Source organism: Nocardia sputi, from assembly GCF_023501985.1.
This window is the reverse complement of the sequence record NZ_JAMFLC010000038.1, coordinates 12578-38508: the sequence shown is the minus strand read 5'-3', so window position 1 is coordinate 38508 and position 25931 is coordinate 12578. Positions and strand designations below refer to the sequence as shown.

Here is a 25931-nt window from a genome sequence, read left to right as displayed (position 1 = left end):
CGACCTCCGAACCCTGCTGCTCGGGTGGTGCGCCGCGGCGATGGCTCCCCGCCGTAAGGCACCGCTGCATCTTCTGCCCGCCAGCGGCGTCCAGGTTCATGCCCTGCCGTTGATGGGTTCTTTGCTGTTCGACATCGGCGCATATCGGGAAAATAGGTGAGGCCGCACTCGGTAACGGACGAAGCATCGTCAGTGAGTCGGATGGCCTCCCTGGCGCGGTCGAGATTGCTTTCTATGAAGCGGCCTGGCGGCCTGTCCCCCACCGAACACTTTTGTAGCGACCATCGCATCCGGTGGCGGAGGGCATGCCACCGGGGAACCTGCTGCGCGGAGCGCCTGGCAGACTAGTGTCCGTGCTCGGGTGCGGTCTGCAGTTCGGGCGCGGCGGCGGCCAGCAATGCATCGCGGTCGCGGTTCAACGGAGGGTAGATACGCCGGGTGTTGATGGCGCGCTTGGTGTCTTTAGCCGCCTTGCCGCACGCGACCACGTGGCGGTCCCAGCCCTCGGTATACACCGCTCCTGCCGGTCCCAGATCGAGAACCGTGACATACCAGGGGATCCGCAACGGCTTCATGGGCTCGCCGAGAAGATCGCCGATGACGTTGTATCCGGCCCATCGGCCCATCGGGCGGCTGTGCTGGCAGGACATCACCGACATATGCTCGTCGTCCATTTGTGCGGCGGCGACGTCACCGGCGGCGAATACCCCGGGCACACCGCAGACCCGCAGATAATCGTCGACGGGGAGTCGACCCAGCCGGTCAAGGTCGACGCCGAAGTCCGCGGTCAGCGGGTTGGCCCGCATGCCGGCGCACCAGACGACGGTGGCAGCGGTCACCATTTCACCCGAGGAGAGCGTCACGCCGCGCTCACCGATGGCGACGACCCCGACGCCCAACCTGGTCTCGATCCCGGTGTAGGCCAGCGCCGCCTCGATGACCGGTCGCGCCGAGGCGCCCATGTCCGAGCCGACGAACGGATTGCGGTCGACCAGGATGACCCGCGGTGCGACGGCACGCGGGGCGAAGGCGTCGGCGAGCATCGCGGGCAGCTCAGTCGCTTCTTCGATGCCCGTCAAACCTGCCCCGACGACGACTACTGTCGCGGCCGCCGGGTCAGCGGGGCCCTGGGCAAGCCTGCGCAGGTGGGCTTGCAGTCCGGTCGCTGCGTCATGGGTGTCGATGTCGAAGCCGAACTCCCGCAGGCCGGGGATATCGGGCTTGACCACCCGGCTGCCCACCGCGAGCACCAGCCGGTCGTAGCCGTGAGCGCCCGCGGTGGATTCCACGACCCGCGCCACGGCATCGATCGCCGTCACTTCGCCGATGATGTGCTCGATTCCGACCGGATCCAGAAGAGCGCTCAATGGGATGCGGGCCGTGCTCAGATCGCTCTCGTAGTCACGCACGCGTATGTCGTGGTACGGAGTGGAACTGATCATCGTGACATCGACGGTTCCGACCGCCACACCGAGCTCGTCGAGCCGCCGCGCCGCCGCGAGCGCCGCCCACAGACCCGCAAACCCGGACCCGAGAACCACGACACGCGAAGGATCGGTCACCGCAGCGCGCTGCACATCGTCATTCTAATTACTCCGGCCGGACTTCGTGATCGTTGATGCCGCTGCTCACGGCGCTGGAGTCTCCGAGATTTCCGGCTGCTGACCCGGATCGGGCGTTGGCAAGCCGCGCGGGCGGAGCACCTTGCCGCCGATCCGGGCGGATCGACGGCGGGCGACAGGCGACAGCGGACCAGCGATACCCGCCTGGTAGGCGACTTCCTGGCGTGTCTCTACGCGAAGAAGTTAGGCGTTTGTGCATGCGTCGTCTATGGCGTTGCGCCGCGCGGGGACTCGGTGGCTCGCCGAGCCACCCGCGCGTGCGGGCCTGTCAGTAACGATCGATGGCGGGTGGCGTCAGCGTCGAGTCCCGGAGCGGACCGATCGTGTTCTCGAAGGCCTTGTGCCACGAGCCGTCGGCGATCATCTGCTCGATCGCGTCATTGATCTTGGCGCGGGTCTGCTGGTCGCCCTTCTTCAGGCCGATGCCGTATTTCTCGGTGGTGAACGCGTCGCCGACCAGCTTCAGTTCGCCCGACACCTGTCCGGCGAACCCTGCGAGGATGATGTCGTCGGCGGTCACCACGTCGACCGCACCGCTGCGTAGCGCTTGGACGCACTGCGAATAGTTGTCCAGTTCGACCAGCTGAACGTCTCTGGCGTAGTGGTCCTTGACATACTGCGCGGGAGTGGAGCCTTTGACCGAGCACAGTTTCTTGTTTCCGGCCAGCGACTCGACGCCGGTGATATCGGTGGTCTCGTTCCTCGCCAGCAGGGCCTGCCCGGCAACGAAGTACGGTCCGGCGAAGTCGACCTTCTGCTTGCGTTCGTCGGTGATCGAGTAGGTGGCCACGATGAAGTCCACCTCGCCATTCATGATCATCGCCTCGCGTTGCGCCGTCGGCGTCTCCTTGAAGGTGATGCCGCCGGGCGGTACGCCGAGCTTGCCGGCCACATACTTGGCGATCTCCACGTCGTAGCCTTGGTACGAGCCGTCCGCCTCGCGAAAGCCCAGGCCGGGCTGGTCGAACTTGATGCCGATAGTCAGCTTGCCCTCGCGCACGTGGTCTTCGGTGGTCGTGGTGTCGCTGCCGCCACCGCAGGCGGTGGCGACGAGGGCGACGGCGATCGCCCCGATGGCGAGGCGAAATGTTCGGTGCGTCCTCATCGAATTCGGTTCCCTCTCAGGCTGAGCTGCCAGGCCGGGCCCGGCCGCCGGGTGCTGACGACACGTCATGTTTCCCGGAAACTCCCGGTGCCCCCTATCGATGGCCTCCCCGCCAGTGGAAAGCTTGCCGACGCCGCCACTGCTGGCGATCTTCTCGGTTGCGGAGTGGTCGCTGCTGTGCTTCTAATGGGGCCGGTCACCCTCGAGACCAAGTTCGGAACGAGCGGACGGTGTGGTGGTCCGCTGACTGCTGGGAGTCACCATGACAACTGGATACGTGTGGAACACCCTCTACGGGTGGGCCGACACGGGTAGCGGAAGCCTGTTCCCGTCCGACGTCACGGTCGGTCTCCAGCCGATCGGCCACCACCTCGCGCACCCCGATACCAAGCGACGATTCCATGAATTGGTCGCGGTGTCCGGCCTGTTGGAGAAGTTGCATCCGATCGAGGCGGTGCCCGCTACCGAGGCCGACATACTGCGCGTGCACACGGTGCAACATCTGGAGCGGATCAAGGCCGAGAGCTTGCAACCGAAGGGCGGAGACGCCGGCGACGGGGTCTCGTCCTTCGGCAGGGGCGGGTACGAGATCGCCGCGCTTTCGGCGGGCGGCGCGATCGCGCTCGTCCAGCAAGTGCTCGACGGGACGGTCGACAATGGTTATGCGCTGGTCAATCCGCCGGGTCACCACGCGACCCGTGCTAACGGCATGGGCTTCTGCATCTTCAACAACGTTTCCGTCGCCGCCGCCTACGCGAAAGATGTTCTCGGTGTGCGGCGCATCGCCGTGGTGGACTGGGACGTCCACCACGGCAACGGCACCCAGGACATCTGGTATGAGGATCCCTCGGTGCTGACCATCTCGATCCACCAGCACCTCTGCTTCCCGCCGGAGTCCGGTTACCGGGAGGAGCGTGGCGCGGGCGACGGATACGGTTACGCGATCAATGTGCCGCTTCCGCCGGGCAGCGGCGACGCCGCGTATTCGCACGCGATCGACCGAGTGGTGGAGCCGGCGCTGCGCGCCTTCGCGCCCGAACTGATCCTCGTGGCGTCGGGCTTCGACGCGAGCATCCTCGATCCGCTGGCTCGGCAGATGGTCACCAGCGGCGGCTTCCAGCACCTGACCCGCCGGATGCTGGAGATCGCGGACGGAACCTGCGCGGGCCGCATCGCCTTCGTGCAAGAAGGTGGCTACAGCCCGCACTATGTTCCGTTCTGCGGGCTCGCGGTGGTGCGCGAGCTGCTCGGTGAAGAATTCGTGGACGATCCGTACACGCCGATCGTCTCGACGCAGGGTGGCGACGTCCTCCTCGAGCACGAGGCCACGGCGATCGAAGCCGCGGCGGACTTGGTCGCCGAGCTCTGATCCGCCAAGCAGTGTCCTCATAAGCCACATGAGTAGGGTCGCGAGGTTCAGCATGCCGCCGTAGGGGGGTTGCTGTTTGTCGTATCGGGTGGCGATGGCCCGGTATTGCTCGAGCCGGTTGAAGCAGCGTTCGACGACCGCCGCTACAACGGACTGCTCGAACGCCTCGGCCATCACCTGCCGTGGGTGCATGCGCACGCATCGCTATTCACCGATAGCTGTTTACGTGGCCCAGGAGCGTGGCGTCATCCCGTCCGCCGGGCGGTGACGGCGAAGTTCAGTGGGATCCGAGGCGCCCCGTCCGGCAGCGCCCATCCTTATGGGCAGGCAACGAGTTCGGGGAAGCCGCGCCAATCCATGTAGGGCAGTTCGGCCACTGCTTCGATGCGGAGTCCGGCCCGCAGTAGTGCGCCGATTACATCGCTCAGGGCGTAGCGCCACTCGTAGACGGTGACGTGGGTGATCTGCCCGTCCGAGTTATCGGTGTAGCTGCCTGCGTTGTCGTAGGTTCGGCTGCCACCACCGCCGAGGTAGTCGTCGGTGATCTCCCAGGGCTGGAAGGCCATAGCCCCCCAGGATGGGGTGATGATGATGTCGAAGCGCCGGTCGATGAACGCCGAGGCAAACCGTGCATCGCCCTCCACCCACGTGATGTCGCGGCCGTCGGCCTTGGCGAGCCGGGCGGCGTGGCGCAAGGAGTTGGGCGAGCGGTCGAGCCCGTGGACATCGACGGGGCCACATCGTCGAGGCCGCTCTGCGGCTCGTTGTCACCGGAGGTGTCGGCGCGGCGACCTTCCGGAAGGTCGCCGCGGAGGCCGGTCTGAACATCGGGTCGGTGCGCCACTACTTCACCGATCACGAATCGCTGGTCGTCGCCGTGGCGACCGAGGTAGGAGACCGGATGGAGCGGCGTCTCACCCGTCACTGCGCACCCCCCGGTTCGGGGACCGCCAGGCCGCGAAACGTCACCTGCTCGATGTACTCGACGAGTTGGTGCCCGCGGACGAGGAGAGGCATCGGGAATCCGTCGTTCTCCTGGAGATCATCGCCGCTTCGCGGTTGAACCCTGCATTCGCACCCGTGGTGCGACAGATGGCCTCGAACCTGCACCAAGTGCTCGCCGAGGCGATCACCACGATGGGCGCCGCCGACCCCGCCCGGGAAGCCGTCCGCCTGGCCGCTCTCATCTCCGGCCTCTCCCTGAAGGCCGTCACCCCCCACGGATCGGTCGAACCGGCAACAATTCGAGCCGTGTTGGAAGCGCACGTGGCAGAGCTGTGAGACCCCCGGTCCGGAACCGGAGCACGGGACGGCACACGAAACCTGTTGCAGCTCCACCCCCCCATTCATGCCGCATACCGACCGCAGGGGTTTCGGCGAGACGCTTCGTGCAGAGCGGAAGCCATGAACCGTGACGCTGGTGGATTTGTGTCAGAAACTGCCGTAGTTACTGGTCGGCCCGCCGTGGTACTTCGACCAGATCGGCGGCTTGCTCGGGTCGTGTGGGTCCGGGATGATGATTTCGCCGGTGAGCCGCGCCCACCCGGATACCGCAGTCTTGTATTTCTCTTCCAACGCGCGCTCGGTCTCCTGCCCCCAGCGCACACGGGTGTATCGGTGTTCCGCCCGCTCCGCGGTCAATGCCGCGTGGACCTCCTGCGCCGTGTGCTCGCCGCTGCCTCCGTCGTCCAGGTTCCTCAGGTAGATCCAGAAGCTGCGTCCGCCCGAATACTTGCTGATCTCGTAGGACCACACCGTGCCGGACGCGTCGGCGATGGCCTCGGCTCGCTTCTGCCTGGCCTGTTCCTCCTCGCGCCGTTTGCGTTCCTTCTCCAGTTCGGCGAATTCCTTCAGGTACTCGGGGAGGTCACCGGTGCAATTCCGGTAGGCCGCGAGGGCGGTGTCGAAGTCCGATCGCAGTTGCACGCTCGCCTCGTCATATCCCCTGCGCAGCAACCAGTTCCGCCGCGCGTACCTGATCCGCCACCACAAGCCGCCCCGAAACGGCGCACGCAGGTGGAGACTGGCGGCTTCCTCGCGCTCCTGCAGGGCGCGGATCTCGACCAGCAGCCGGTGTGTCGCCGAGCACCACCGGTCGTGATCCTCAGGGCTCGCCCTGATGACCCTGTCCGAAGAGAAACCGGAACTACGGGAGCCATGGGCGCACAGCAGACGGCTGTGCTCACTGAGTTCGGTGCCGACCACGTTGACCGTCCAGCCGCCAAGCAGCTTCCCGAGGTCCGTGACATAGAGTTCGCGCTCCATAGACCCATTCACCTGACCGGTGAATCGATCGTGCGACCGCCGATTGTGATCTTGCCCGAGATACGTCTTGCTTGGACTACCTTGCCTTGCACGCTACCGCCAATCGAATTCGCGCCGGCCGAGCTGAGCTGGCCGACATCACCGTTCATCGAATTCGCGCCCGCCGAGCTGAGCTGGCCGACGTCACCGTCGATCGAATTCGCCGGGCCGAGCTGGACGACGTCGCCGTAAACATCGCCTGTGATGGTCGCGCCCTCCCACATGACCACACTGCCGTACACATTGCCCTCGATGGTCCCGCCCTTCATGAACACATCACCACGCACGTAAGCAGCAGCGGCACCAGCGCGAGGACGCCACCGATTACCGCGAAGGTCGCTAGGGTCCGTCGGTGCGGATCGGGTTCGTATCCCAGCCCTTTACCGCCACCGGCGCCGAGCACCTCGTCCATCGTCACCCTCCAGTGCGCTGTGCTGGAGCCGGCACGAGCGCCGGCCTCGGGACTACTACTTTGGGCGACGAGTCCTGTACGCACCTTGCACTAACCTTGAATCAGCAGGTGAGACGGGTCCTTGACGGAGTCAGGAGAATGCTGTGGGGGTCGAGTTCGCCGTGCTCGGCGACGTTCGCGTCCAGGTCGACGGACGGGATCTCGACATCGGGCACGCTCGCCGACGGACCGTGCTCGCCATCCTGCTCGTCGAGGCAGGTCGGATCGTGACCGCCGACCAGCTCGTCGACCGTGTCTGGGGTGAGCATCCTCCCGTACGGGCTCGACATACGCTCTACAGCTACCTGTCTCGGCTCAGGGCCGTGCTGGAGGACGACGTCGCGGGATTCGACATCGCTCGCCGGGACGGCGGGTATGTGCTGCACATCGACACCGAAACCGTCGACATGCACCTGTTCCACAGCCTTCTCGGACAGGCTCGCGGAGCGGCGGAAGGACGGCGAGCGCTGGCCCTGTTCGACCGTGCCCTTCGAATGTGGCGAGGCGTGCCCTTCGACCGGCTGGACAGCCCGTGGCTGGCGTCGGTGCGCGACCGACTGCGGGAAGAGCGGTTCACCGCCGAGATTCAGCGTTACGACGTCGCACTGAACCTCGGGATGCACACCGAACTGCTGACCGAGCTGACGACCGCGACGGCGGCGAACCCGTTCGACGAGCGGCTCGCCGGTCAGCACATGCTCGCCCTGTACCGATGCGGACGCCGGACGGAGGCATTGACGCGGTACCGCACGTTTCGTACCCGGCTCGTGGCGGAGATAGGCGTCGAACCCGGCGATCAACTGCGACGTCTGCACCAGCAGATGCTCGCCTCGGAGGTACCGCCTCCTCCCGCCGAACGGCGAACGGTGGAGGTCTGGGAGCCGGTGCCGCGGCAGTTACCGGCACCGTCACCGTGGTTCGTCTCCCGTACTCGCGAACTCGGTCTGCTCCAGGACGCACTGAACGCCGCCGCGGGCATCGTCGTGGTGACGGGGACCGGCGGGGCGGGCAAGACGTCGTTGGTGCTGCACTGGGCGCACCGCGAGGCCTGGAGATTCCCGGACGGACAGCTCTACGTGAACCTGCGCGGATTCGACCGAGTTGGCAGCCCGTTGCCTCCGACGGATATGTTGCAAGGTTTCCTGGAAGCACTCGGCGTGCAGCCAGAGCAGATCCCGGCCGGTCTGGACGCGCGGGCCGCGCTGTACCGCAGCCTGCTGGCGGGCCGACGAGTGCTCGTGGTGCTGGACAACGCCTACGACGCCGAACAGGTCAGACCTCTGCTCCCCGGCGAGGCGAACTGCCTCACGGTGATCACCAGTCGGGACCGGTCTTCCGGCTTGGTCGCCCATGAGGGGGCGGTGCCCGTTCCCTTGACCGTGCTCGACGAGACCGAAGCCGTGTCGCTTCTCACCAGGCGATTGGGACCCGACCGGGTTGCCGCCGAACCCGACGCGGTGGCACGGCTCGTCGCGCACGCCGCACGACTTCCATTGGCCCTGGCGGTGGTGGCGGGCCGCGCGGTGAGCAACCCGGCGTTCCCGCTGAGCGCGCTCGCCGGTGAACTGCGTAACGAGCGAGCGCGGCTGGACGCGCTGGAGACAGACGACAAAACGTCGGGCGTGCGAGCGGTGTTCTGCTGGTCCTACCGCACGCTGAGTCCCGAAGCGGCCCGGTTGTTCCGGCTGCTGAGCCTGCACCCCGGCCCCGACTCGGACCGGTTCGCCGCGGCTTCACTCGCCGGGATCGACCTGTCGCACACCCGCACGCTGTTGCACGAGCTGACGCGGACGCACCTCGTGGACGAGCACCGCCCCGGCCGCTTCCGCTCGCATGACCTGCTCCGCGCGTATGCGGCGGAACTGGCCGAGCTGGAGGACACCGAGCACGACCGGCGAATGGCACTGCGACGATGCCTCGACTTCTACCTGCACACCGGGTTCGCCGCCGAACGGCATCTGGCACCGCACTGGCCACCGATCGAACCCACCGCAGCGCAGGACCACATCCCGCACCTGCCCATCACGAACTACCACCAGGCCATGGAATGGCTCACCGCTGAGCACGACACGCTGCTGGCCGCGACGGCTGAGGCAGTCCGCGCAGGCCTGGACGTGCACGCATGGCAGTTGCCCTGGGTGCACAGCACGTACCTGAGCAGGCGAGGATATCTGGCGCACCGCGCCGAGTCGCAGCGCACGGCACTCGCAGCCGCCGACCGCCTGTGCGACGACGACGCCCGGGCCTCTTGTCACCACCTCCTCGGCAGAGCCGAAATCCTGTTGGGCAATCAGGACGAGGCTCTCGAGCACCTGCAATGCGCCCTCGGCCTCTACACGCGCCTCGGCGACACCACCGGTATGGCCATCACCCATTTCTCCCTCAGCTCGGCCTACGACCTGGGCCAGCGCCACACGAGGGCACTGCTGCATGCCCGCGACGCGCTGCGGCTGTTTCGCGAGGCGAGCGACCACGTTTGGGAGGCATTCACCCTCACCGCCATCGGCTGGTGCCACGGCAACGCAGGCCACCACGCGCAAGCCCTCGCCCACTGCATCGAGGCGAAACCACTACTGGACCGGATCGGAGACCGAGACGGCACCGCCCACAACCTCCACTGCCTCGGGCGCGCACACCACAATCTCGGCCAGTACACCGAGGCCGCGCGGTGCTACCGCGACTCGTTCGTCCTGTTCCGCGAACTGGACAGCCCTTACCTGGAGGCGAAGAGCCTCAACCACCTCGGCGATGCATTGCAGGCGGCGGGTGACCATTCCGGAGCGTTCGAAGCATGGACCCGAGCGCTCGATGTCCTCGAACCGCTGGCCCACCCGGACGCCGTCGAGGTCGAAACGAAGCTCCTCGACGCCGGCGTGGGCCGGTAGTCGATATACCGAACTTACATCTGAGGCCACCTGCGAAACTCGAACAGGATGAACCCGGTGCGCTTCCGGCCGCGCACCGTATGATCCGACGCGCGGGTGTCGGCTCCTTCCCACGACCAGCGACCGCACCGCGATCGCCTTTGCGGCGTCTGCACGGCTGTCGAGGACAGTGGCTCGGCCTGGACCCACTTGTGTCCCGGCGATTTCATGGAGAACACCCTGATCTGGTCGGCCGGGGCGCAGCTGATGCAGGTGACCAATCCCGATTCCACACTGTGGGATCGGCGCCTGGAGACACGCACGCTCCGAAGGCCGTGTCCTCTACCACGGTAGGTTTCGAGACGCCACTCCGACAGGTTCTACGAGACCTGTGATATTCGTTACGCCCAAGAGGCGCGACGGTTCGATGATGGAGGGGCTCGATGAAACCGCATTACGTGTATCGGTGGGTCAACAATCACGGGTTGATCCGCCTGTTCAATACGATACTGCTCCGTCGTGGTGATCTGTTCGCTCGGTTGATCGGCAGCGCGGAGGGTATCGAGAATCCGTACGGTCTGATCGAGGAGATGCGCGGGGAGGGTGGGTTACACCGTGCCCTTCCGGTATGGATCACCTTCGATCACGATATGGTCCGGGAAATCCTGCGCGACAACCGTTTCGGTGTCGGGATACCGACCGTATTCGGTATCCCGCAGCCCGTGCTGCGCGCGCTGGAGCATCGGCCCCTCCCACCGAATCCGGTGGACCCGCCGTCGATGCTGGTGATCGACCAGTCCGAGCACACGCGGATGCGCAAACCGGTCACCGCGGCATTCACCCCGCGGGCCGTCGCCCGACTGCGTGACAGGATCGAGACGGTCACCGAGGAACTGCTCGCTGCCCTCCCCGACGACGGCCCCGCCGACCTGGTGGCGCGGTACGCGGCGCAGGTGCCCATCGCCATCATCTCCGAGATGCTCGGCTTCCCGGACTCCGACCGCGAGATGTTCTTGCGCTGGGGTGACGACATCAGTCCGTTGCTCGACCTCGGGATCTCCTGGCAGACGCACCAGCGGGCGATGGAGTCCTCGGAGCGAGTGCACCGGTATCTCATCGAGCACGTCGAGCGACTCCGCGCCGAACCCGGCGACGATATCCTCAGCAGCCTGGTCACCGCAGGCGAACTGTCCACCTACGAACTGTGCGCGTCGGCGACCCTGCTGATGGCCGCAGGCTTCGAGACCACGGTCAACCTGATCGGCAAGGGCATCATCTGGCTGCTCCGTCACCCCGAGCAGGTGGACCGGTTGCGCGCCGCGCCGGAACTCTGGCCCAATGCGGTGGAGGAGATCCTCCGGATCGATCCGCCGGTGCAGACCACCGCTCGCACCACGCGGACAGCGCTGGAGATCGGTGGTGTCCGGTTGCGCGAGAGGTCGACCGTGGTGCTGTCGCTGGCCGGCGCGAACCGCGACCCCGCCGTGTTCACCGACCCGGCCCGTTTCGACATCACCCGGGACAACGCCAAGAATCATCTGTCCTTCGGCAGCGGTACCCACGTGTGCCTGGGCGCCGCTCTGGCCCGTATGGAAGCGACGCATGCCCTGCGCGCGCTGTTCGAGGCGTTTCCGAACCTGCGATTGACCGATCCGCCCACCCGGAGGCCGCTGTTCACCCTGCACGGTTACGAACGCCTTCCCGCACACACCGGTCCACGCGTCCGCAGCCACCAGCCCATTGGCTGACTCGTTGAACTCACGCAGGTCGGTGGTGTGGGAGCTGCCCGGGCGGGCGGCAGCACTTTCAGCACGGCGACGGCCAGTGCCCCAGGTCGCGAGCGCGGAGTCGTGACGTCACCCTCCTGGTAAGGGAAGGCGCAGTTCTGTGACGGCGATGGCGGCGTCGACCACGGGCAGGTGCGGGTCCGCGCGGGCGGCCCGGGTGAATATCGCGACCGCGACGGGGTGCTCGCCGGGAAATTCGACGACCGCTACCTCGTTGCGGATGACCCCGATTGTTCCGGTTTTACCTGCGACCGACACACTGCGGTAGGGGAATCCGGCGGTGACGCGGTGCGGCCAGACTTGGTAGCGACAGCCAGCCCCCGACCCCGCGGGCGATCTAGCGCCGCGACTGTCCCTCAGCGTGACGAGCCGGAATCGCGCGGCGCCCACCCGCGGCCGCCTGCCCTCGCGGCCGCGGGTGGGCCGCGGCTTCCAACCCGTCACGGGTCTTGCGGGCGACATCGCGGCGACGGTCTTCGCCCAGCGCGAGTGCCGGATCGAACGTGGTTGGCTGCGTTGGGATGCGAAGGCGTCGGTGCGTCGATGATCGTGGCAATCAGGCCGGTCACCCATCGTTCGCCGGGCGTGGCGCAGGCGTCGTGCCCTCGCGTCGAGGCGTCCAGGCTGACGAATGTGGTGTGTTCGGCGGCTTCGGCGGCCATGACGGTGTTGAGTTGGCCGGTTTCGGCCCGCAGATAGCTGGCGTCGGCCGCCCAGAGCGGATGGGTGCTGCGGCAACTGTCGAGGCAGATGGCCGCGGGGTAGCCGACGAGGACGATCGTGGTGTGGGCGGCGCGGCGGCGGATCTATTCACCTGTACGTGCGGGGCTGGTAGTGCGCTGATGAAGGCGCGCAGGTGCCCATCGACGCAGTCTGGATTGACGATCGAGCTGAGGTGACCGGCCTCGGGCACGATCACCAGCTCGGCACCGGGTATCCGGGCGGCGGCGCGCACCTTGTGTCGCAGAGGAATCATACGGTCTTCGGCGCCCGCGATGACCAGGACCCGGGCGCGCCCGAGAGCCGAGAGGCCGGCGCTGTGGTCACAGGTCGACACATCGGCCAGCAATGACAGCAACGTCATCGTTCGCAGGGAAGCAATCAGCCTGCGGGCCCGATGTAGCGAGACGAACGGCGTGCGCCTGCTCGGCACGGTCCGACCTCCGGCGAGTTCAGGGTGTCGGCGTTCGCTGGTGTCGGTGAGCAGGCGACGCAGCGGGGGTATCGCCCACCAGAGCATCCGCACCACCGGACCGACAACGAAATCAGGTAGGCGCAAGGCGATTCCACCCCATCCTCGCGCAACACAGTCCAGGAGTGCTACTCCGGCCACCTGGCGCCCGAACAGCTCTGGACGCTGTTCGGCCAAGGCGGACACCGCCATCCCTCCCAGTGAGTGCGCGACGATCACTACCGGACGCTCGGATGCGATAGTGTCGATGACCGTTCCGATATCACGCCCTAGCTGCGCGACCGTCGCACGGCCGGTCACCGGTTCGTCGGAGCGGCCGTGCCCACGGTGGTCGAACAGCACGATGCGGCCCAGGTCGGCGAGAGTCGCGCGCTGATGGCCCCAATAGATCAAGCCGGTATTGATACCGTTGACGAAGAGGAGGGTGTGCGGACCGGCCGGGTCTCCGTCGAGTTCGACATGCAGTCCGACGCCGTCCTCGGTGATGATCCGCATCTCATCCATGCCGAGGATTATGCGTCAAGTTTCGGATTGCTTGTACGCCAGCATTATTCGTCCGAAGGTTTGTTGACATACAGGGGGACTTACTGTGGCGCAGGGGTCGGCGTTGATAGTGCATCTGACCGATGTTTTCGCGCCCCGCGTCGGGGGCATCGAGGTGCTGGTCGAGTCCCTGGCTCGCGCACAGACCGCTGTCGGCGAGGAAGTTCACGTGATCACCGGGACCGTCGGCGGCAGCGACTCGGAACTGCCCTTTCGGGTCCACCGGGCACGCCGAATGACCGACGTGCGCGGCATACTTCGGCGACTGCGGCCCAGTGTCGTGCACATTCATGTGAGTGTGGCGTCACCGCTGGCGGTCTACTCCGCGCACCACGCGCTTCGGTTGTGTATCCCGCTCGTGGTCACGGTGCACAGCATGTGGGATCCCCCGGTCCGGGCCTGCTACAGCCTGCTCGGGCGGCTGGCGGGCTGGCACGACGGCATGGTGTTCACGGCGGTGAGTACAGTCGTCGCCGATCAGGTCGGGCGGGCGTTGTCCAGTACTCCCGTTGTAGTGCCCAACGCGGTGTCAACCGACCTGTGGGAGGCACCGTACACGAGTGGCGCCGGTCTGCATGTCGTATCGGTGGGCAGGCTGGTCACGCGCAGGCAACCGTTGAAGCTGCTCGAGGTGCTTCGGTTGGCGCAGGACCGGCTGGCCGGTGAGGTGCGGGTGCGCGCCACGATCGTCGGCTCGGGCCCGCGCCGCGGTGCGATGCTCCGCTATCTGCGCAGGCATGGCATGGCCGAGTGGGTGCGATTGGTGGGTTCGCAGGATCATCGGGCGGTGCGCGAGATCTTGGCGTCGGCGGATGTGTACTTGAATGTCACCCGCCGCGAGGCCTTCGGGTTGGCGACTTTGGAGGCTCGAACGGCCGGTGTTCCAGTGATCGCTCGATCCGGCACCGGCGTCGCGGATTTCGTCGAGGACGGCCGCGAGGGCCTGCTGGGCCGCTCCACCGAGGACCTCGTCACCGCACTGGTATCGCTGGGCCGGCGACGGACGCTGCGCGATCGCATCAGCGCCCATAATCGAGCCGTACCCCCTGCCGAATTCAGTTGGCCTGTCGTATTGGATCGGCTGCGTACTTGCTACGACGATGCCGCACGGCGCGTCACCGCACCGGCCAACGGGAAGGACGCGCTCGGATGATCTCGCCAATCCATGTTGCCCGCATCGGGTGGAGCAACGTCGAACATTTCCGAAAACGGTTCGTCAATACGACGATCAGCGGTCTTGCTCATGACCTCTCGCGGGCCGTCCGGCTGTTGCACCGGGATCCGCCGACGCGTACGGTGCCTGCCCGCGCCGAGCGCGTGGTCATCACCTTGTCGACTGTGCCGCACCGTGTGCAGTACCTGGGTCCGGTGCTGCGCAGCCTGCTCGACCAGACCGAACCCGCTGATCGGTTGGTACTTACCTGGCCGCGGCACTCGCTACGCACGGGTGACCCCTACCCGCAACCGCCGGCACTGCCATCGGGTGTGGAGGTGCTGCGGTGCACGGATCTGGGCCCAGCGACAAAACTGCTGCCCACGCTGCTCGCCGAGCCGGACGCCGTCATCGTGGTGGTCGACGATGACGCGATCTATCCGGATACGTTCGTCGCGGATCTGCTCGCGGGGCATCGCGCGGAGCCGAAAGCCGCTGTGGGAGTGCGTGGATCGAGCGCGTGGATCGACCGCGATCCACGCTATTCCGGACATGTATGCGGAACCGCGGTGTCCGAGGCCACCCCAGTCGATGTGCTGATGGGTATGTGGGGATATTTGATCCCGCCTGGAGCGCTGGACGATGATGTCCACGATTTCGACGGCTGGCCGCCGGAAATGCGATGGCAGGACGACGTGTGGATCTCCGGGCACCTGGCGCGCCGGGGTGTGCGGCGGTTGGTGACACCGATACGCGGTGTGCCGATCGAGGCGGCGGGCGCGTTCGTGGGCGCGCTGCATCACACAGTGAACAGGTCCGGCCGTAACGAGGCCGTCGCCCTCAGCATCTTCCGAGACCGGTGGGGACCGTCGGCAGAATCACCGACGAAGGACCGCTGGGGTCGCGAATGAGTTCGTAGGCGGTGGGGTCCGGCTGCCGCATGTAGCGCGGAACCGCTGCTCCGCACACTTGCACGCGCAACCGATGGCCAGCGGCGAAACGGTGCGCGATCGGCCACAACTCGAGCCGGACATCGTCCGCATCGGTTGGTGGCTCGACCCGCCGTATGCCTTCGCAGATGTTGAAAGATCGCCCACCGGGATGGACGTCGCACACGCGCACGACGACATCGGAGACGCCACGCCCGCGCTGCGGGTGTGCGGTGGCTATGCGCAACCGAAGCTCGGCGACCACCGTTCCGATGATCTCGAGCGGTGCGCCGAGCGGGTCGCTGGTGTAGGTCAGCAGGTCGGGTCGACTTTCGATCTGCCGACAGTCCTGTGGCCGCGAGAACCCGACGATCACGGGACCACGGGGAGCGGGCGTGGGGTCCGCAGGGTCGTATCGGAAATGATCGCTTCCCGCCTGCTCAGCAGATACACGCGACAGCCGCCCGAACTCACGCAAATGCCATCGTACGAGGCTGGTTCCGGGTGGAGGCCACGAAACGTATTCGCGCCAGCGCCGGACTCCGGTGACGAACAGGCGAACGGGCCTGCGAGACGGGCTATCCTCGCTTCCACGCAGATGGGTGTCGAACCACTGCCGGGCCTCACGATTCGCGACGACGAATTGGCGGAAGTTGTAATGCCCCCATGGTCCGATGGTGAGTCGCGGCGCACCACCGGCTGCACTCAACGCGACATAGTCGCGGACGAGGCCCGGCAGGAAGATGTCGTACCAGCCGCCGACCAGATGCACTGGGGTTCCGGCGCACTCCGCGGGTGCGCGAGCGTGGTCGAGAAGTTCCCGCAACGGGCTGCCCGCGCCGATGTCGGCGATCACGGCTTGATAGAAAGAGACCGTTCGACCGCCGGTCAGCACGTCCAACTCCGCGGCCGGGCGCCCCGACGCGATTGCCCGGCGCGCTCGACGGGGCGCCCGCAGCGCGGTGATGAAGCTGTGATTCGAGCACCAGATCAGCACGGACTCCAGCGCAGTCGAACCGCCGGTGAAGATCGTGTCCGCAACAGATGAGGCGGCGACATGAACTGAGACAGCGCGCAATTCGGGGATGTCGGCCGCAATAGCCCAGTGCGCGAACCCCATCGCGCTCATTCCATGCAACGCCAACCGTCCGTCGAACCACACCTGACCTCGAAGCCACTCGATCGTCGCCAACCCGTCGGCACGCTCGGTGCTCAGCGGTAACACATCCTCCGCCGAGCGGCCGTCCTGCACCACCACCTGAAATCCCGCGCGTGCGAAGTACAGTCCATAGACGATGCCAAGCGGTCGGCGTCCCATAGGGGATCGCACCAGGATGGTCGGTCCGGGTGCACCCGACGCACGGTAATACCGGTCGGCGAGCAGAGGTTCACCATCCGGCATCGGAACGGACAGGTCTCTCTCTATCCGCAGGTCAAACATTCCGCTGGACAAACCATTCCGTGCCGCAGATTCGTCGGAACAGCGGCATCGGTAGCCGCCGCAACAAGCGCAGGGTGCGCAAGCCGTCACCGCCACCCGCCTGGCTGGCATGGGCCATCATGCTGGCGCGCTTGACGCTCGCATGGCGGCGCACGTCGACCCGGTGGGTGATGTCCGCGCCGGGGACAAAGCTCGTGCTGAACCGATCCATCGCTACCCCCGCGGGCAACAATCCCACAGCATGTATCAAGCGCAATACCCGCAGTAGCCGATCGCGATCGACTGTCGCCTCCAGCAACAACGGTGTGGCGGCCTGCCGCGCCGCCGCCGCAACCACCCGATTGACCTGCACGTGATCGGGATGCCCGTAACCTCCGGATGAGTCATAGGAAGTGACCACACCCGCCCGCTCCTCGATCAAGAGGGCGGCAAGCCGCTCGGCCGCCTGGGCGACAGGTACGCCGCAGAAGCCGCCTGGCACATGACCGTCGAGTCCGGAATCCGCGTACCCCAGGAATTCCACCCGGTCGCATCCCAGGACCGCGGCTGATGCCAACGCCTCCGCCTCGCGACGCGCTGCGAGCTGCGGACCTGGTGGCGAATCCGCGAGTCCCGCGGCGCCATCGGTCGCGAACACGACGACGGTGCGCCGTCCGGCCTCGCTGACCCTGCGCATCGTTCCCGCCGTCAACAGTGACTCGTCATCGGGATGGGCGTGCACGAAGACCCACGGCGTATCCGGCGCACCGAGCCACTCCACAGCGGTTTGGGATGTCACGGTTCGCGCCGATCCCGTGCGTGATTCTCCGCGACGTCCAGGGCCACAGCCTCGGCCGGGGTGAGTGCGGACCCGCCGAGATGACGGGGTTGCCACCACTGTCCCGTCCCGGAATCGGGATACTCCCGCTGTGCCCGGTCCAAAAGATCCTTCATACGGTCACGCAACTGGATGGTGACGTAGTCAGGGTCGTCGTCAGCCGCGGGGAACATCGGCTCACCCACGATAACCGTGAGTGGTAGACCCCGCTGACCGAGCTCACGGTGGTGGGTGGTCCACAGCCGCTGCGTGCCCCACACCGCCACCGGCACCAGCGGCACCCCGCACCCTGCCGCCAACCGTGCTGCTCCCGTCCGCAACCGCTGGACGGTGAACGATCGCGCGATCGTCGCCTCCGGAAACACCCCGATGAGCTCCCCTGCGGCCAGTGCGGCGGCCGCGGCGCGGTAGGCCTCGCCATCACCGCCGGAACCCACCGCGATGTGCCGCATACTGCGCATCGCAGCGCCATATACCCGATGGTCGAAATGCTCCCGCGTCGAGAGGAACCTCGCCACCCGGCCCACCTTGTCCGCAGCAAGCGCGATAGCGAAAGGGTCCAGATACGACACGTGATTGCTGGCCACCACCACACCCCCGACAGGGGGCAGGTGTGATTCATCGACTATCCGAGTCCGCAGGCGCAATACGCGCTGAGCGGCCTTCACCATGAAAACCGCGAAAGGATAGACGATTTCATCCACAATCCGAATCTAGCCCTTACGAGCCGGTACCGAGTGTGCTGGGGTCGTGCGATCGCTGCCGCCGGACGGCTATCGCCGTACGGACCTGACTCGGCCTGCGGCGTCGGCGGCTCATCACGCCGGGGAGCAGGTCGGTGCGGCCCGGCCGGCGCAGTCAGGTACTCACCGGCGTGATGCGGCAGCCGCGGTGCCGCGCCTACGCGCGAGAAGTGGCGATTACTGCTTGCGTACGACCAATTCCAGCGCGATGTTGTCCGGGTCGCGGAATTCGAGAATGTACATGGGACCGAGGTCTTTCACTCCCGCGTGCGCGATGCCGAGTTCGTCGAGCAAGGCAGCCGCCGAATCGAGATCCGACCGAGTGGCGAGGGCGAAGGCGAGGTGGTCGAGTCCCACTCGATCTTCGTCGAACTCGTCGCTGGCGACGGGGCGAAGTCCGAGCAGCGCATCACCCATCTGGTAGATCACACCGCCGAAGAGGAACCCGAAGCGCGCACGGGTGTCTTCGTCCGCGTCCACGGGACATTCCCAGGCGATCGGCCATCCGAAGACGGCGTCATAGAAGGCCCGGGATCTGTCGATGTCGGTCACTGTCAAGCGGACATGGTCGAACGAACTGGTGGCGATCGGCATGATCGAGATCCTGTCATGATCGCCCGGCTCGGTTCAGGCGACCTGTCTTCAGCGTCCTCATCCGCGTTTCTCGCGCTGACCTCTGCGTTGATTTTTCCGGGGAGGTCGTTGCGCCGGTGCTTACCGAAGTGCGGCCGCAATGGTGTCGACTCGGTTGGTCCAGACCAGACCGGTGAAACCAGCGGGGATTCGGCCGAGGGCTTCGGGAGTGTCGAAGCCCTCGGAGAACCCGCCGGATCCGGCGACCAGCACGATCCGGGCGTCCGCGTCGGCCATGCGTTCGGCGAATCGGTGCGGCCAGCCCCACAGCCAGGGCGCGTAGCCTTCGGGAATATGCAGTTGGGTGTGGCGGCAGGCGCCGGGGGCCGCGCTGGTCCATCCCAGGGCCTCGTACCGGCCCAGGCAGTCGATCATGATCTGTTTGGACATGACGCGCATGTCCGGCAAGCGCTCATGGACAGCCGCAACCGGTTCGTCGCCGCCGTAGACGGTGAGCCGGTCCGGTTTTTCAGCGGCGAGCCGATCCGCCAGGGCCGCGCCCTCGGCGGGGTCGTTGCTCTTGATGTGGATCAGCAGCGACTGGGTGGGGAAGGTGGCGAGCACCTCGTCGAGCGTGGGCATGAGACCGACGCCCCTCCCACGGAACGGGTAGGTTTTGCCGCCGTCGGCGGTATAGCCGTACCCGATATCGAGTTTTCGCAGCTCATCCATGGTGTGGTCACGGGTGGTGCCGGTGCCGTCGGTGCGGCAGTCGAGCGTCCAGTCGTGGAAGACCGCGAACTCGCCGTCGGCGGTCCAGTGGACGTCGAACTCGACCTGATCCGCGCCCGAGTCGAAGGCGGCCTGAATCCCGGCGATGGTGTTCTCCAGATAGTCGTGCACCGGCGGATTGATACGCGAGGCGGTGCAGGTGTCGGCGTCGACGCCGTCCATGGCGAAGGTCTGCGCCATTCCGCGATGTGCGAGCACCAGCGGCCTGCCCTCGGGCTCGGCCGCGAGCAGCGTTGTGTTGTTGGCGAACAGGAACCCGGCCAGCAGCGCGATCACTGTGACGGGCATCCAGTAGCGCTTCTTCTTCCAGCGGCGCTGTGGGGCGGCGAGCGATACATTCTCGGGCTCGGGCATGCCGGGTATCCTTGCACGTCTGTGACGCAACCGGCGAGTGCGGACCGAAGGCCGGGCGACATTGTGCGCCTTGGCTTTCCAGATCATTGGAGCGAACCGGCCTGGGTCTTTTGCGGGGCTTGGCCTGCGCCGCGATCGGGAGTGCAGTCGCCGATCACGGCGCGCTGCGGCAAGGGCGCTGGGTCTACCCGAGCGCACCAACTGCGGCGCGGGCGGCCTCGGCGACGAGAGGGTTGTCGGCTTCGGCGTTCTGCTCGAATTTCGTGGAAAGCACGGCGATGACGAGCGGGGCGCGTCCGGGCGGCCAAGCGATCGCGACGTCGAGCGCGCCGCCGTAAGCGGGGCTGCCGGTCTTGTCGCCGACGGTCCAGTCGGCGGGCAGCGCGGCACGAATGCGTGCGTCCCCCGTCTTGGCGGCGACCAGCCACGACTTCAATTGCGCTCGCTCGGGTTCGGCGAGAATGTCGCCGAGGACGAGGTTGCGGTAATCGGTGGCGAGGGCGGCGGCTGTGGTGGTGTCCCGCTCGTCGCCGGGAATGGCGGTGTTCAACTCGGGCTCCCAGCGGTCCAGGCGGGAGACGGTGTCGCCGATGGACCGCAGGAACGCGGTGAAGCCTTCCGGGCCGCCGAGAAGCTTCAGCAGCAGGTTGCCCGCGGTGTTGTCGGACAGGGTGATCGTGGCATCGCACAGCTCGGCGACGGTCATGCCGGTGTCGACATGTTTCTCGGTCACCGGCGAGTTGAGGACGAGTTCGGACCGGGAATAGTGGATCACCTGATCGAAGTAACCCGTTGCCAGAGGATGGTCGCGCAGGAGGGCCCCGCACGCGAGACCTTTGAACGTGGAGGCGATCGGGAACCTCTCCCCGTCTCGATGGACAACGGTGCGGCCGGTGCCGGTGTCGATCGCATACACACCCAGCCGTGCGGAGTGTGTCGTCTCCATCTCGGCGAACGACGGAATCGTGGCCGCGGGTGTGGTGTTCGAGGCCGCTGGCGTATCGGCGCCGGACCCGCACGCGGCGGTGGCGAGAGACAGCGCGGACACCGCCACAGCGGCGAGGAGCCGGCGACGACCGAGCGGGGCACGGTGAGCAAGAGCAGAAAGGGTCACTGCCGCACCACATCATCCACACCGCCGCCGACGCCAATATCCGGCCCAGGCATGGGCGAGTCGAGTTGGATATCGTCGCAGGCCCGCCCGCGGTTCGGCGCCGGTCGGCGTGCCCGGTGGGACAGCGGAACCGATCTCCGCGAATCCGCTGGTTCAATGACCGCATGGACCTGATCCGCCACCTTCGGTTCTTCGTCTCCATCGCGGAGGAAGGACACTTCGGCAGGGCGGCGGCCGCGCTGGACATGACCCAGCCACCGCTGTCGCAGGGACTCCGTCGGCTCGAACGGCATCTCGGCGTCGACCTCATCCACCGCACCCGGCAGGGGGCCGTGCTCACGTCGGCAGGCCTACAGCTGCTCCCGCGCGCTCGGCTGCTCGTGGACGACGCCGAGCGCCTGCTCGCCGAGTCGCACCGCATCGCGAGTGCCCACGGCGCCGTGCACTGGGGCGCGACCGCGGCGTTGCCCGACCGGGTGGTCACGGCGTGCGTGGGCGCGCTACGCACGGCGGTCGTCCCGGATACCGCGGTGTCCACGACGGTGGGCGCCAGCGTCGACCTGGTCGCCGACGTGCGCTCGGGACTGTGCGACGTCGCCGTGGTCGAGCATCCCGCGCTGGTCGACGGCGTCGAGGTCCGCCCGGTCGTCAGAATTCCGCGGTGGCTCGTGGTGCCGTCGGATCATCGCAGCGCCGGCGCCGAACGCCCCACCTTCCCCATGCTCGCCGGATTGAGTTTCGCCTGCCCACCGCGCGCCGCCAATCCTCCTGCCTTCGACACCATTGTGGATCTGTTGCGCGAGCGGGGCCTGGACGCACCGGCCGTGCCCGCGCCCGACGATCGGGCCGTGTTCGCGGCGGTGGCCGCCGGAACGAGCTTCGGTCTCACCGCCATGCCTCCGTCATCCACGCCTGGCGTGACCTGGATGCGCATCGCGCCGCAGGCGGTCGCCCTGCGAGTCCGCGTCGTCTACCGTCCGGGCGCTGCTGCCCATGCCGATGCCGTCGACCGGGTGCTGTATCGGGAGCGCCTGCGATGAGCACCGCCCAGGACAGGATCCGCGCCGTATTCGCGGACGCGGGATGCAGCGGCTGGCTGCACGCCCGCCGGTGCGACGGCTCCGCGACCGAGATCTCCGTGGGCGGCGACGAACGGGTGGTGCTCGCGTCGGTGTACAAATTGCCGCTGTTCGTCGCGTTCTGCCGCCTCGTCGACACTGGACGCATCGATCCTGCTGCCCGGCTGACGGTGGCACCGTCCGATTGCACGCCGGGGCCCACCGGCATCGCCGTCATGCGCGATCCGGTGACCATGAGCCTGCGCGACCTCGCGACGTCGATGATGACCGTCTCGGACAACGCCGCGGCCGATGTCCTGCTCGGCGCGACAGGCCTCGGTGCGGTGGAGGGCCTGCTGGACGATCTCGGCCTCACCCGCACCCGGATCGTGGGCGGCACCGCCGACCTGCACCGCAGCCTCGTCCGCGACACCGACACCCACACCACCGCCGAGGCGTTCGCCGTGCTCGCCGAGAACGACGACGCATGGTCGGTGTCGGCGTACGACCCGGCGTACACGAGCGCGACGACACCGGAGGAAATGACCCGTCTCCTGCGCGCACTGTGGAGCGGCGCGGTGCTGTCCGACGAGCAGACCGAATTCGTCCGCACCGTCATGCGCCACCAAGTCTGGCCGCACCGCGTCACCGCCGGATTCCCCTACCGCAGTGTGTCGGTCGCAGGTAAAACCGGAACAATCGGGGTCATCCGCAACGAGGTAGCGGTCGTCGAATTTCCCGGCGAGCACCCCGTCGCGGTCGCGATATTCACCCGGGCCGCCCGCGCGGACCCGCACCTGCCTGTCGTCGACGCCGCCATCGCCGAAACCGCCCGCATCGCCGTCACAGAACTGCGCCTTCCCTTACCGGGAGGGTGACGTCACGACTCCGCGCACATATCTGTCCGATGTTTCCCGCCGGGTACAGCGGCTGGGTCATCGACAGAAAAGCAGTGCACGATACGCAAGATCATCGACCGCACCAGGTCGCCCGCAGCTGACGGAGTTGCGGCGTGCGGCGGGACGTCATTCGTGATCAGAAGACAGCACGCCATCGAACGCCGGACTGTTGGACATGGGTAGACGCCCAGCGATTGCGGAGGCACGTCGATGCCGTTAGGTTCATCCCATGAGCTGCACCTTTCCTCATTTGCTGTCGCCGATCGAGCTGGGGAGGGTCAGGCTCCGAAACCGAGTTGTGATGGGCTCCATGCACACTGGCCTGGAAGATCGGGCCTGGCACATCGACCGCCTGGCAGCGTTCTTCGCCGAACGCGCACGCGGCGGAGTGGGGCTGATCGTCACCGGGGGTTACTCCCCCAGCCGCGAGGGATGGCTCTGGCCGTTCGCGTGCGCGATGCTCGACGAGACCGACGCCGAGCGGCACCGGGTGATCACCGAGGCGGTCCACGAAGCGGGCGGCAAGATCGCCCTGCAGATCCTGCACGGTGGACGCGATTCGAACATTCCCACCAATCTGGCGCCCTCCGCGGTGGCGTCGCCGCTCACCGCGTTCGAGCCGCGGGCGTTCACCGAGCAGGAGATCGAGACTACGATCGCCGACCACGTGCGCTGCGCGCGATTGGCGCAGCTTGCCGGATACGACGGCGTGGAGATCATGGGCGGGGAAGGCTTCCTGATCAACCAATTCCTCGCTCCGCGCACCAACACCCGGACCGATCGCTGGGGCGGATCGGCGGCGAACCGGCGGCGTTTCCCGGTGGAGGTCGCCACCCGGACCAGGGCCGCCGTCGGCGAAGACCTACTCATCATGTTCCGGATGTCGCTGGCCGAATTCGTCGAGGACGGACAGACCTTCGCCGAGATCATCGACCTGGCGAAGGAACTGGAAGCCGCCGGGGTGGATGTCATCAACACCGATATCGGCTGGCACGAATCGCGGGTACCGACGATCGTCACGTCGGTGCCGCGGGCCGCGTTCGTCGGATATACCGCGGCGCTCAAGGAGCACATCACGATCCCGGTCTGTGCGTCGAACCGGATCAACATGCCCGAGATCGCCGAGGACATCCTGGCGCGCGGCGACGCGGACCTGATCTCGCTGGCCCGTCCGCTGCTGGCCGACCCGGATTGGGTCAACAAGGCCGCCGAGTCGCGCGTGGACGAGATCAACACCTGCATCGCCTGCAACCAAGCCTGCCTGGACCACACCTTTACCCGGCAGACCGTGTCATGCCTGGTGAATCCCCGCGCCTGCCATGAGACGCTGCTGCAACTGCTGCCCACCAGGCGGGCCAAACGCGTCGCCGTCGTCGGCGCCGGTCCCGCCGGGTTGTCGGCCGCGATCGGACTGGCCGAACGCGGACACCAGGTGGAGCTCTTCGAAGCGGAGAATCGGATCGGTGGCCAGTTCGACCTGGCCCGCCGCATCCCCGGCAAGGAGGAGTTCGACGAGACGATCCGGTACTACCGCCGCAAGCTCGAACTCACCGGCGTCACCGTGCATCTCGACGTCCGCGCCACCGCCGAGCAGCTCGCCGCGGGTGGCTGGGACGAGGTGGTGCTGGCGACCGGCGTGCGTCCCCGCGTTCCCGACATCCTCGGCATCGATCACCCCATGGTGCTGTCGTATCCGGAACTGATCAGGAAGGAAAGGCCCGTCGGCAACCGGGTGGCCGTCATCGGCGCGGGCGGAATCGGTTTCGATGTCAGCGAATTCCTCACCGCGAACCACCACACCGCGCTCGCACTCGATCAATGGCGCGACGAGTGGGGTGTCACCGATGACATCCACGCTCCCGGCCAGCTGCGCACTCGTCGGCCCGCCCGGGCTATCCGAGAAGTGACCCTGCTGCAACGCAAGTCGGGTCCCTTCGGACTGACCTTGGGGAAGACGACCGGTTGGATCCATCGCGCCGCGCTGGAGGCGCGCGGTGTCGAGCAGATCGGCGGCGTCAACTACGAGCGGATCGACGATCGGGGGCTGCACCTCAGCTTCGGCCCGCAACGTCTGGGCGGCCGGGTGATCGAAGTCGACAACGTGGTGGTGTGCACGGGCCAGGAATCGGTCCGCGACCTGAAGGACCAGCTCGAATCACGGGGTGTTCGGGTGCATCTCATCGGCGGCGCCGACGAAGCGAAGGAACTCGACGCCAAACGCGCCATCCAGCAGGGTACCCAGCTCGCGGCCGAACTCTGATCGTGGACGGTGGGCCCGGGGCTCGATCCCCCGGGCCCCCCGGGCTTCACGTGTTTCCGCCGCCCATCCGCACGAATGTGGCGGTGGCTGTGGCATAGACCTTGCCGTTGGCGTCGATGAGGCGGCCTTCGGCGGTCGCCGTCGTCCGGCCGACGTGCACCGCCTCCGCGACCGCCCGCAACGGCCCCTGGGTGTGCGAGACCCCGCGCACCAGGTTGGTGTTCATGCTCACGGTTGTGAGCATGGACTTGTCCTCCACCGACAGCTGGACCGCGCCCCACATCGCGACGTCGAGCACGGTGCCGACGACGCCGCCACCGACCACGCCGAGGAAGTTCACGTGGCGCTCGTCCGGTGTGAGACTCAGGGTCATCCGCCCCGGCTCCGCGTCGAGCACCTCGATATTGAGCAGCTTGGCCAGCGGCGGCAGTTTCAGTTCACCGGTGCGAATGCGCTCGACGAGTTCGTCCCGCGTGAGCTGGATCATGCCGAGTACGGCGATGCCGGGATCGTCCCACTCCAGGTGCAGCGAGCGTACGCCATCGGTCACTGCGATCGTCG

23 protein-coding genes and 2 pseudogenes are annotated in these 25931 nt (G+C 66.9%); 10 read left to right on the top strand and 15 right to left on the bottom strand.

From position 1 onward, the window contains the following. Window positions 1-344 precede the first annotated feature (344 nt). Complete coding sequence (locus tag M8859_RS34235; RefSeq protein WP_195070896.1) at window positions 345-1562, bottom strand: NAD(P)/FAD-dependent oxidoreductase; 1218 nt, start codon at window positions 1560-1562, stop codon at window positions 345-347. A gap of 328 nt (window positions 1563-1890) precedes the next feature. Next, window positions 1891-2727, bottom strand: coding sequence for a glutamate ABC transporter substrate-binding protein (locus M8859_RS34230; protein WP_159928462.1), 837 nt, complete (start codon window positions 2725-2727; stop codon window positions 1891-1893). A 262-nt stretch (window positions 2728-2989) separates the two neighbouring features. On the opposite strand from M8859_RS34230, the gene M8859_RS34225 reads away from it, so the two are divergent. Further along, window positions 2990-4096, top strand: coding sequence for a histone deacetylase-like amidohydrolase (locus tag M8859_RS34225; RefSeq protein WP_249645497.1), 1107 nt, complete (start codon window positions 2990-2992; stop codon window positions 4094-4096). Between the two features lie 317 nt (window positions 4097-4413). Here M8859_RS34225 and M8859_RS34220 read toward each other — a convergent pair whose 3' ends face one another. Next, complete coding sequence (locus M8859_RS34220; RefSeq protein ID WP_308221252.1) at window positions 4414-4791, bottom strand: class I SAM-dependent methyltransferase; 378 nt, start codon at window positions 4789-4791, stop codon at window positions 4414-4416. 44 nt (window positions 4792-4835) lie between these two features. Between M8859_RS34220 and M8859_RS34215 the strand changes: the two are divergent. After that, window positions 4836-4916, top strand: a pseudogene (locus M8859_RS34215) (TetR/AcrR family transcriptional regulator); the annotation flags it as partial. A 173-nt stretch (window positions 4917-5089) separates the two neighbouring features. Next, a complete protein-coding gene (locus tag M8859_RS34210) occupies window positions 5090-5377 on the top strand; it encodes a TetR family transcriptional regulator C-terminal domain-containing protein (protein ID WP_249645496.1) in 288 nt (95 codons plus the stop codon). A gap of 150 nt (window positions 5378-5527) precedes the next feature. Here M8859_RS34210 and M8859_RS34205 read toward each other — a convergent pair whose 3' ends face one another. The 3 genes from M8859_RS34205 to M8859_RS34195 are packed head-to-tail and all read right to left on the bottom strand — an operon-like array spanning window position 5528 to window position 6812. Further along, a complete protein-coding gene (locus tag M8859_RS34205; protein WP_249645495.1) occupies window positions 5528-6361 on the bottom strand; it encodes a hypothetical protein in 834 nt (277 codons plus the stop codon). An 8-nt stretch (window positions 6362-6369) separates the two neighbouring features. Next, window positions 6370-6669, bottom strand: a complete 300-nt coding sequence (locus M8859_RS34200; protein ID WP_159928454.1) for a hypothetical protein — start codon at window positions 6667-6669, stop codon at window positions 6370-6372. Further along, on the bottom strand, window positions 6666-6812 hold the full coding sequence (locus M8859_RS34195; RefSeq protein WP_249645494.1) for a hypothetical protein: 147 nt from the start codon (window positions 6810-6812) through the stop codon (window positions 6666-6668). Before M8859_RS34195 ends, M8859_RS34200 begins: the two co-directional genes overlap by 4 nt. A 143-nt stretch (window positions 6813-6955) precedes the next feature. On the opposite strand from M8859_RS34195, the gene M8859_RS34190 reads away from it, so the two are divergent. Next, on the top strand, window positions 6956-9736 hold the full coding sequence (locus M8859_RS34190) for an AfsR/SARP family transcriptional regulator (RefSeq protein ID WP_249645493.1): 2781 nt from the start codon (window positions 6956-6958) through the stop codon (window positions 9734-9736). A gap of 422 nt (window positions 9737-10158) precedes the next feature. Next, window positions 10159-11463, top strand: coding sequence for a cytochrome P450 (locus tag M8859_RS34185; RefSeq protein WP_159928448.1), 1305 nt, complete (start codon window positions 10159-10161; stop codon window positions 11461-11463). A 108-nt stretch (window positions 11464-11571) separates the two neighbouring features. Here the strand turns inward: M8859_RS34185 and M8859_RS34180 are convergent. After that, window positions 11572-11805: pseudogene (locus tag M8859_RS34180) on the bottom strand (serine hydrolase); the annotation flags it as partial. Between the two features lie 262 nt (window positions 11806-12067). Continuing rightward, window positions 12068-13198: an alpha/beta fold hydrolase gene (locus tag M8859_RS34175; protein ID WP_195141239.1), complete on the bottom strand. Its 1131-nt coding sequence runs from the start codon at window positions 13196-13198 to the stop codon at window positions 12068-12070. Window positions 13199-13307: 109 nt separating this feature from the next. On the opposite strand from M8859_RS34175, the gene M8859_RS34170 reads away from it, so the two are divergent. Together M8859_RS34170 and M8859_RS34165 are read left to right on the top strand one after the other, a co-directional pair. Next, window positions 13308-14390, top strand: a complete 1083-nt coding sequence (locus tag M8859_RS34170; protein WP_236565644.1) for a glycosyltransferase family 4 protein — start codon at window positions 13308-13310, stop codon at window positions 14388-14390. After that, a complete protein-coding gene (locus M8859_RS34165; protein WP_159928442.1) occupies window positions 14387-15301 on the top strand; it encodes a hypothetical protein in 915 nt (304 codons plus the stop codon). Before M8859_RS34170 ends, M8859_RS34165 begins: the two co-directional genes overlap by 4 nt. On the opposite strand, the gene M8859_RS34160 is transcribed toward M8859_RS34165, so the two are convergent. From M8859_RS34160 to bla, 6 genes are all read right to left on the bottom strand, one after another. Then, a complete protein-coding gene (locus M8859_RS34160) occupies window positions 15231-16721 on the bottom strand; it encodes a CocE/NonD family hydrolase (RefSeq protein ID WP_195070871.1) in 1491 nt (496 codons plus the stop codon). The two genes, M8859_RS34165 and M8859_RS34160, sit on opposite strands and share 71 nt — an antisense overlap. 31 nt (window positions 16722-16752) lie before the next feature. Next, the gene (locus M8859_RS34155) at window positions 16753-17538 is read right to left on the bottom strand and encodes a PIG-L deacetylase family protein (RefSeq protein ID WP_201295326.1); all 786 of its coding nucleotides are present in this window, start codon (window positions 17536-17538) and stop codon (window positions 16753-16755) included. Continuing rightward, entirely contained in the window at window positions 17535-18281 is a 747-nt protein-coding gene (locus M8859_RS34150; protein WP_201295325.1) for a lysophospholipid acyltransferase family protein, read from the bottom strand. Before M8859_RS34150 ends, M8859_RS34155 begins: the two co-directional genes overlap by 4 nt. A 216-nt stretch (window positions 18282-18497) precedes the next feature. Then, window positions 18498-18914, bottom strand: coding sequence for a VOC family protein (locus tag M8859_RS34145; protein ID WP_159928438.1), 417 nt, complete (start codon window positions 18912-18914; stop codon window positions 18498-18500). Window positions 18915-19034: 120 nt separating this feature from the next. Continuing rightward, a complete protein-coding gene (locus M8859_RS34140; RefSeq protein ID WP_195141243.1) occupies window positions 19035-20039 on the bottom strand; it encodes a glycerophosphodiester phosphodiesterase family protein in 1005 nt (334 codons plus the stop codon). Between the two features lie 184 nt (window positions 20040-20223). Next, window positions 20224-21153 (bottom strand): class A beta-lactamase, encoded by a 930-nt coding sequence (gene bla, locus M8859_RS34135; RefSeq protein ID WP_159928434.1) that lies wholly within the window; start codon window positions 21151-21153, stop codon window positions 20224-20226. Window positions 21154-21317: 164 nt separating this feature from the next. Here bla and M8859_RS34130 point away from each other — a divergent pair, with 164 nt between their 5' ends. From M8859_RS34130 to M8859_RS34120, 3 genes are all read left to right on the top strand, one after another. After that, complete coding sequence (locus M8859_RS34130; protein ID WP_249645492.1) at window positions 21318-22193, top strand: LysR family transcriptional regulator; 876 nt, start codon at window positions 21318-21320, stop codon at window positions 22191-22193. Further along, window positions 22190-23089 (top strand): serine hydrolase, encoded by a 900-nt coding sequence (locus M8859_RS34125; RefSeq protein ID WP_159928430.1) that lies wholly within the window; start codon window positions 22190-22192, stop codon window positions 23087-23089. Before M8859_RS34130 ends, M8859_RS34125 begins: the two co-directional genes overlap by 4 nt. A gap of 250 nt (window positions 23090-23339) precedes the next feature. Continuing rightward, window positions 23340-25370, top strand: a complete 2031-nt coding sequence (locus M8859_RS34120; RefSeq protein ID WP_195141244.1) for an NADPH-dependent 2,4-dienoyl-CoA reductase — start codon at window positions 23340-23342, stop codon at window positions 25368-25370. Between the two features lie 46 nt (window positions 25371-25416). Here the strand turns inward: M8859_RS34120 and M8859_RS34115 are convergent, their stop codons facing one another. Further along, window positions 25417-25920, bottom strand: coding sequence for a PaaI family thioesterase (locus M8859_RS34115; RefSeq protein WP_159928426.1), 504 nt, complete (start codon window positions 25918-25920; stop codon window positions 25417-25419). Window positions 25921-25931: the final 11 nt, after the last annotated feature.

Excerpts from the sequence above, each read along its gene's own strand:
- M8859_RS34145 (WP_159928438.1), bottom strand. The coding sequence starts at position 18,914 with ATGCCGATCGCCACCAGTTCGTTCGACCATGTCCGCTTGACAGTGACC.
- M8859_RS34185 (WP_159928448.1), top strand. The coding sequence starts at position 10,159 with ATGAAACCGCATTACGTGTATCGGTGGGTCAACAATCACGGGTTGATC.
- M8859_RS34160 (WP_195070871.1), bottom strand. The coding sequence starts at position 16,721 with ATGCCGGATGGTGAACCTCTGCTCGCCGACCGGTATTACCGTGCGTCG.
- M8859_RS34120 (WP_195141244.1), top strand. The coding sequence starts at position 23,340 with ATGAGCTGCACCTTTCCTCATTTGCTGTCGCCGATCGAGCTGGGGAGG.
- M8859_RS34175 (WP_195141239.1), bottom strand. The coding sequence starts at position 13,198 with ATGGATGAGATGCGGATCATCACCGAGGACGGCGTCGGACTGCATGTC.
- M8859_RS34230 (WP_159928462.1), bottom strand. The coding sequence starts at position 2,727 with ATGAGGACGCACCGAACATTTCGCCTCGCCATCGGGGCGATCGCCGTC.
- M8859_RS34225 (WP_249645497.1), top strand. The coding sequence starts at position 2,990 with ATGACAACTGGATACGTGTGGAACACCCTCTACGGGTGGGCCGACACG.
- M8859_RS34195 (WP_249645494.1), bottom strand. The coding sequence starts at position 6,812 with ATGGACGAGGTGCTCGGCGCCGGTGGCGGTAAAGGGCTGGGATACGAA.
- M8859_RS34200 (WP_159928454.1), bottom strand. The coding sequence starts at position 6,669 with ATGAAGGGCGGGACCATCGAGGGCAATGTGTACGGCAGTGTGGTCATG.
- M8859_RS34140 (WP_195141243.1), bottom strand. The coding sequence starts at position 20,039 with ATGCCCGAGCCCGAGAATGTATCGCTCGCCGCCCCACAGCGCCGCTGG.
- M8859_RS34130 (WP_249645492.1), top strand. The coding sequence starts at position 21,318 with ATGGACCTGATCCGCCACCTTCGGTTCTTCGTCTCCATCGCGGAGGAA.
- M8859_RS34125 (WP_159928430.1), top strand. The coding sequence starts at position 22,190 with ATGAGCACCGCCCAGGACAGGATCCGCGCCGTATTCGCGGACGCGGGA.
- M8859_RS34205 (WP_249645495.1), bottom strand. The coding sequence starts at position 6,361 with ATGGAGCGCGAACTCTATGTCACGGACCTCGGGAAGCTGCTTGGCGGC.
- M8859_RS34165 (WP_159928442.1), top strand. The coding sequence starts at position 14,387 with ATGATCTCGCCAATCCATGTTGCCCGCATCGGGTGGAGCAACGTCGAA.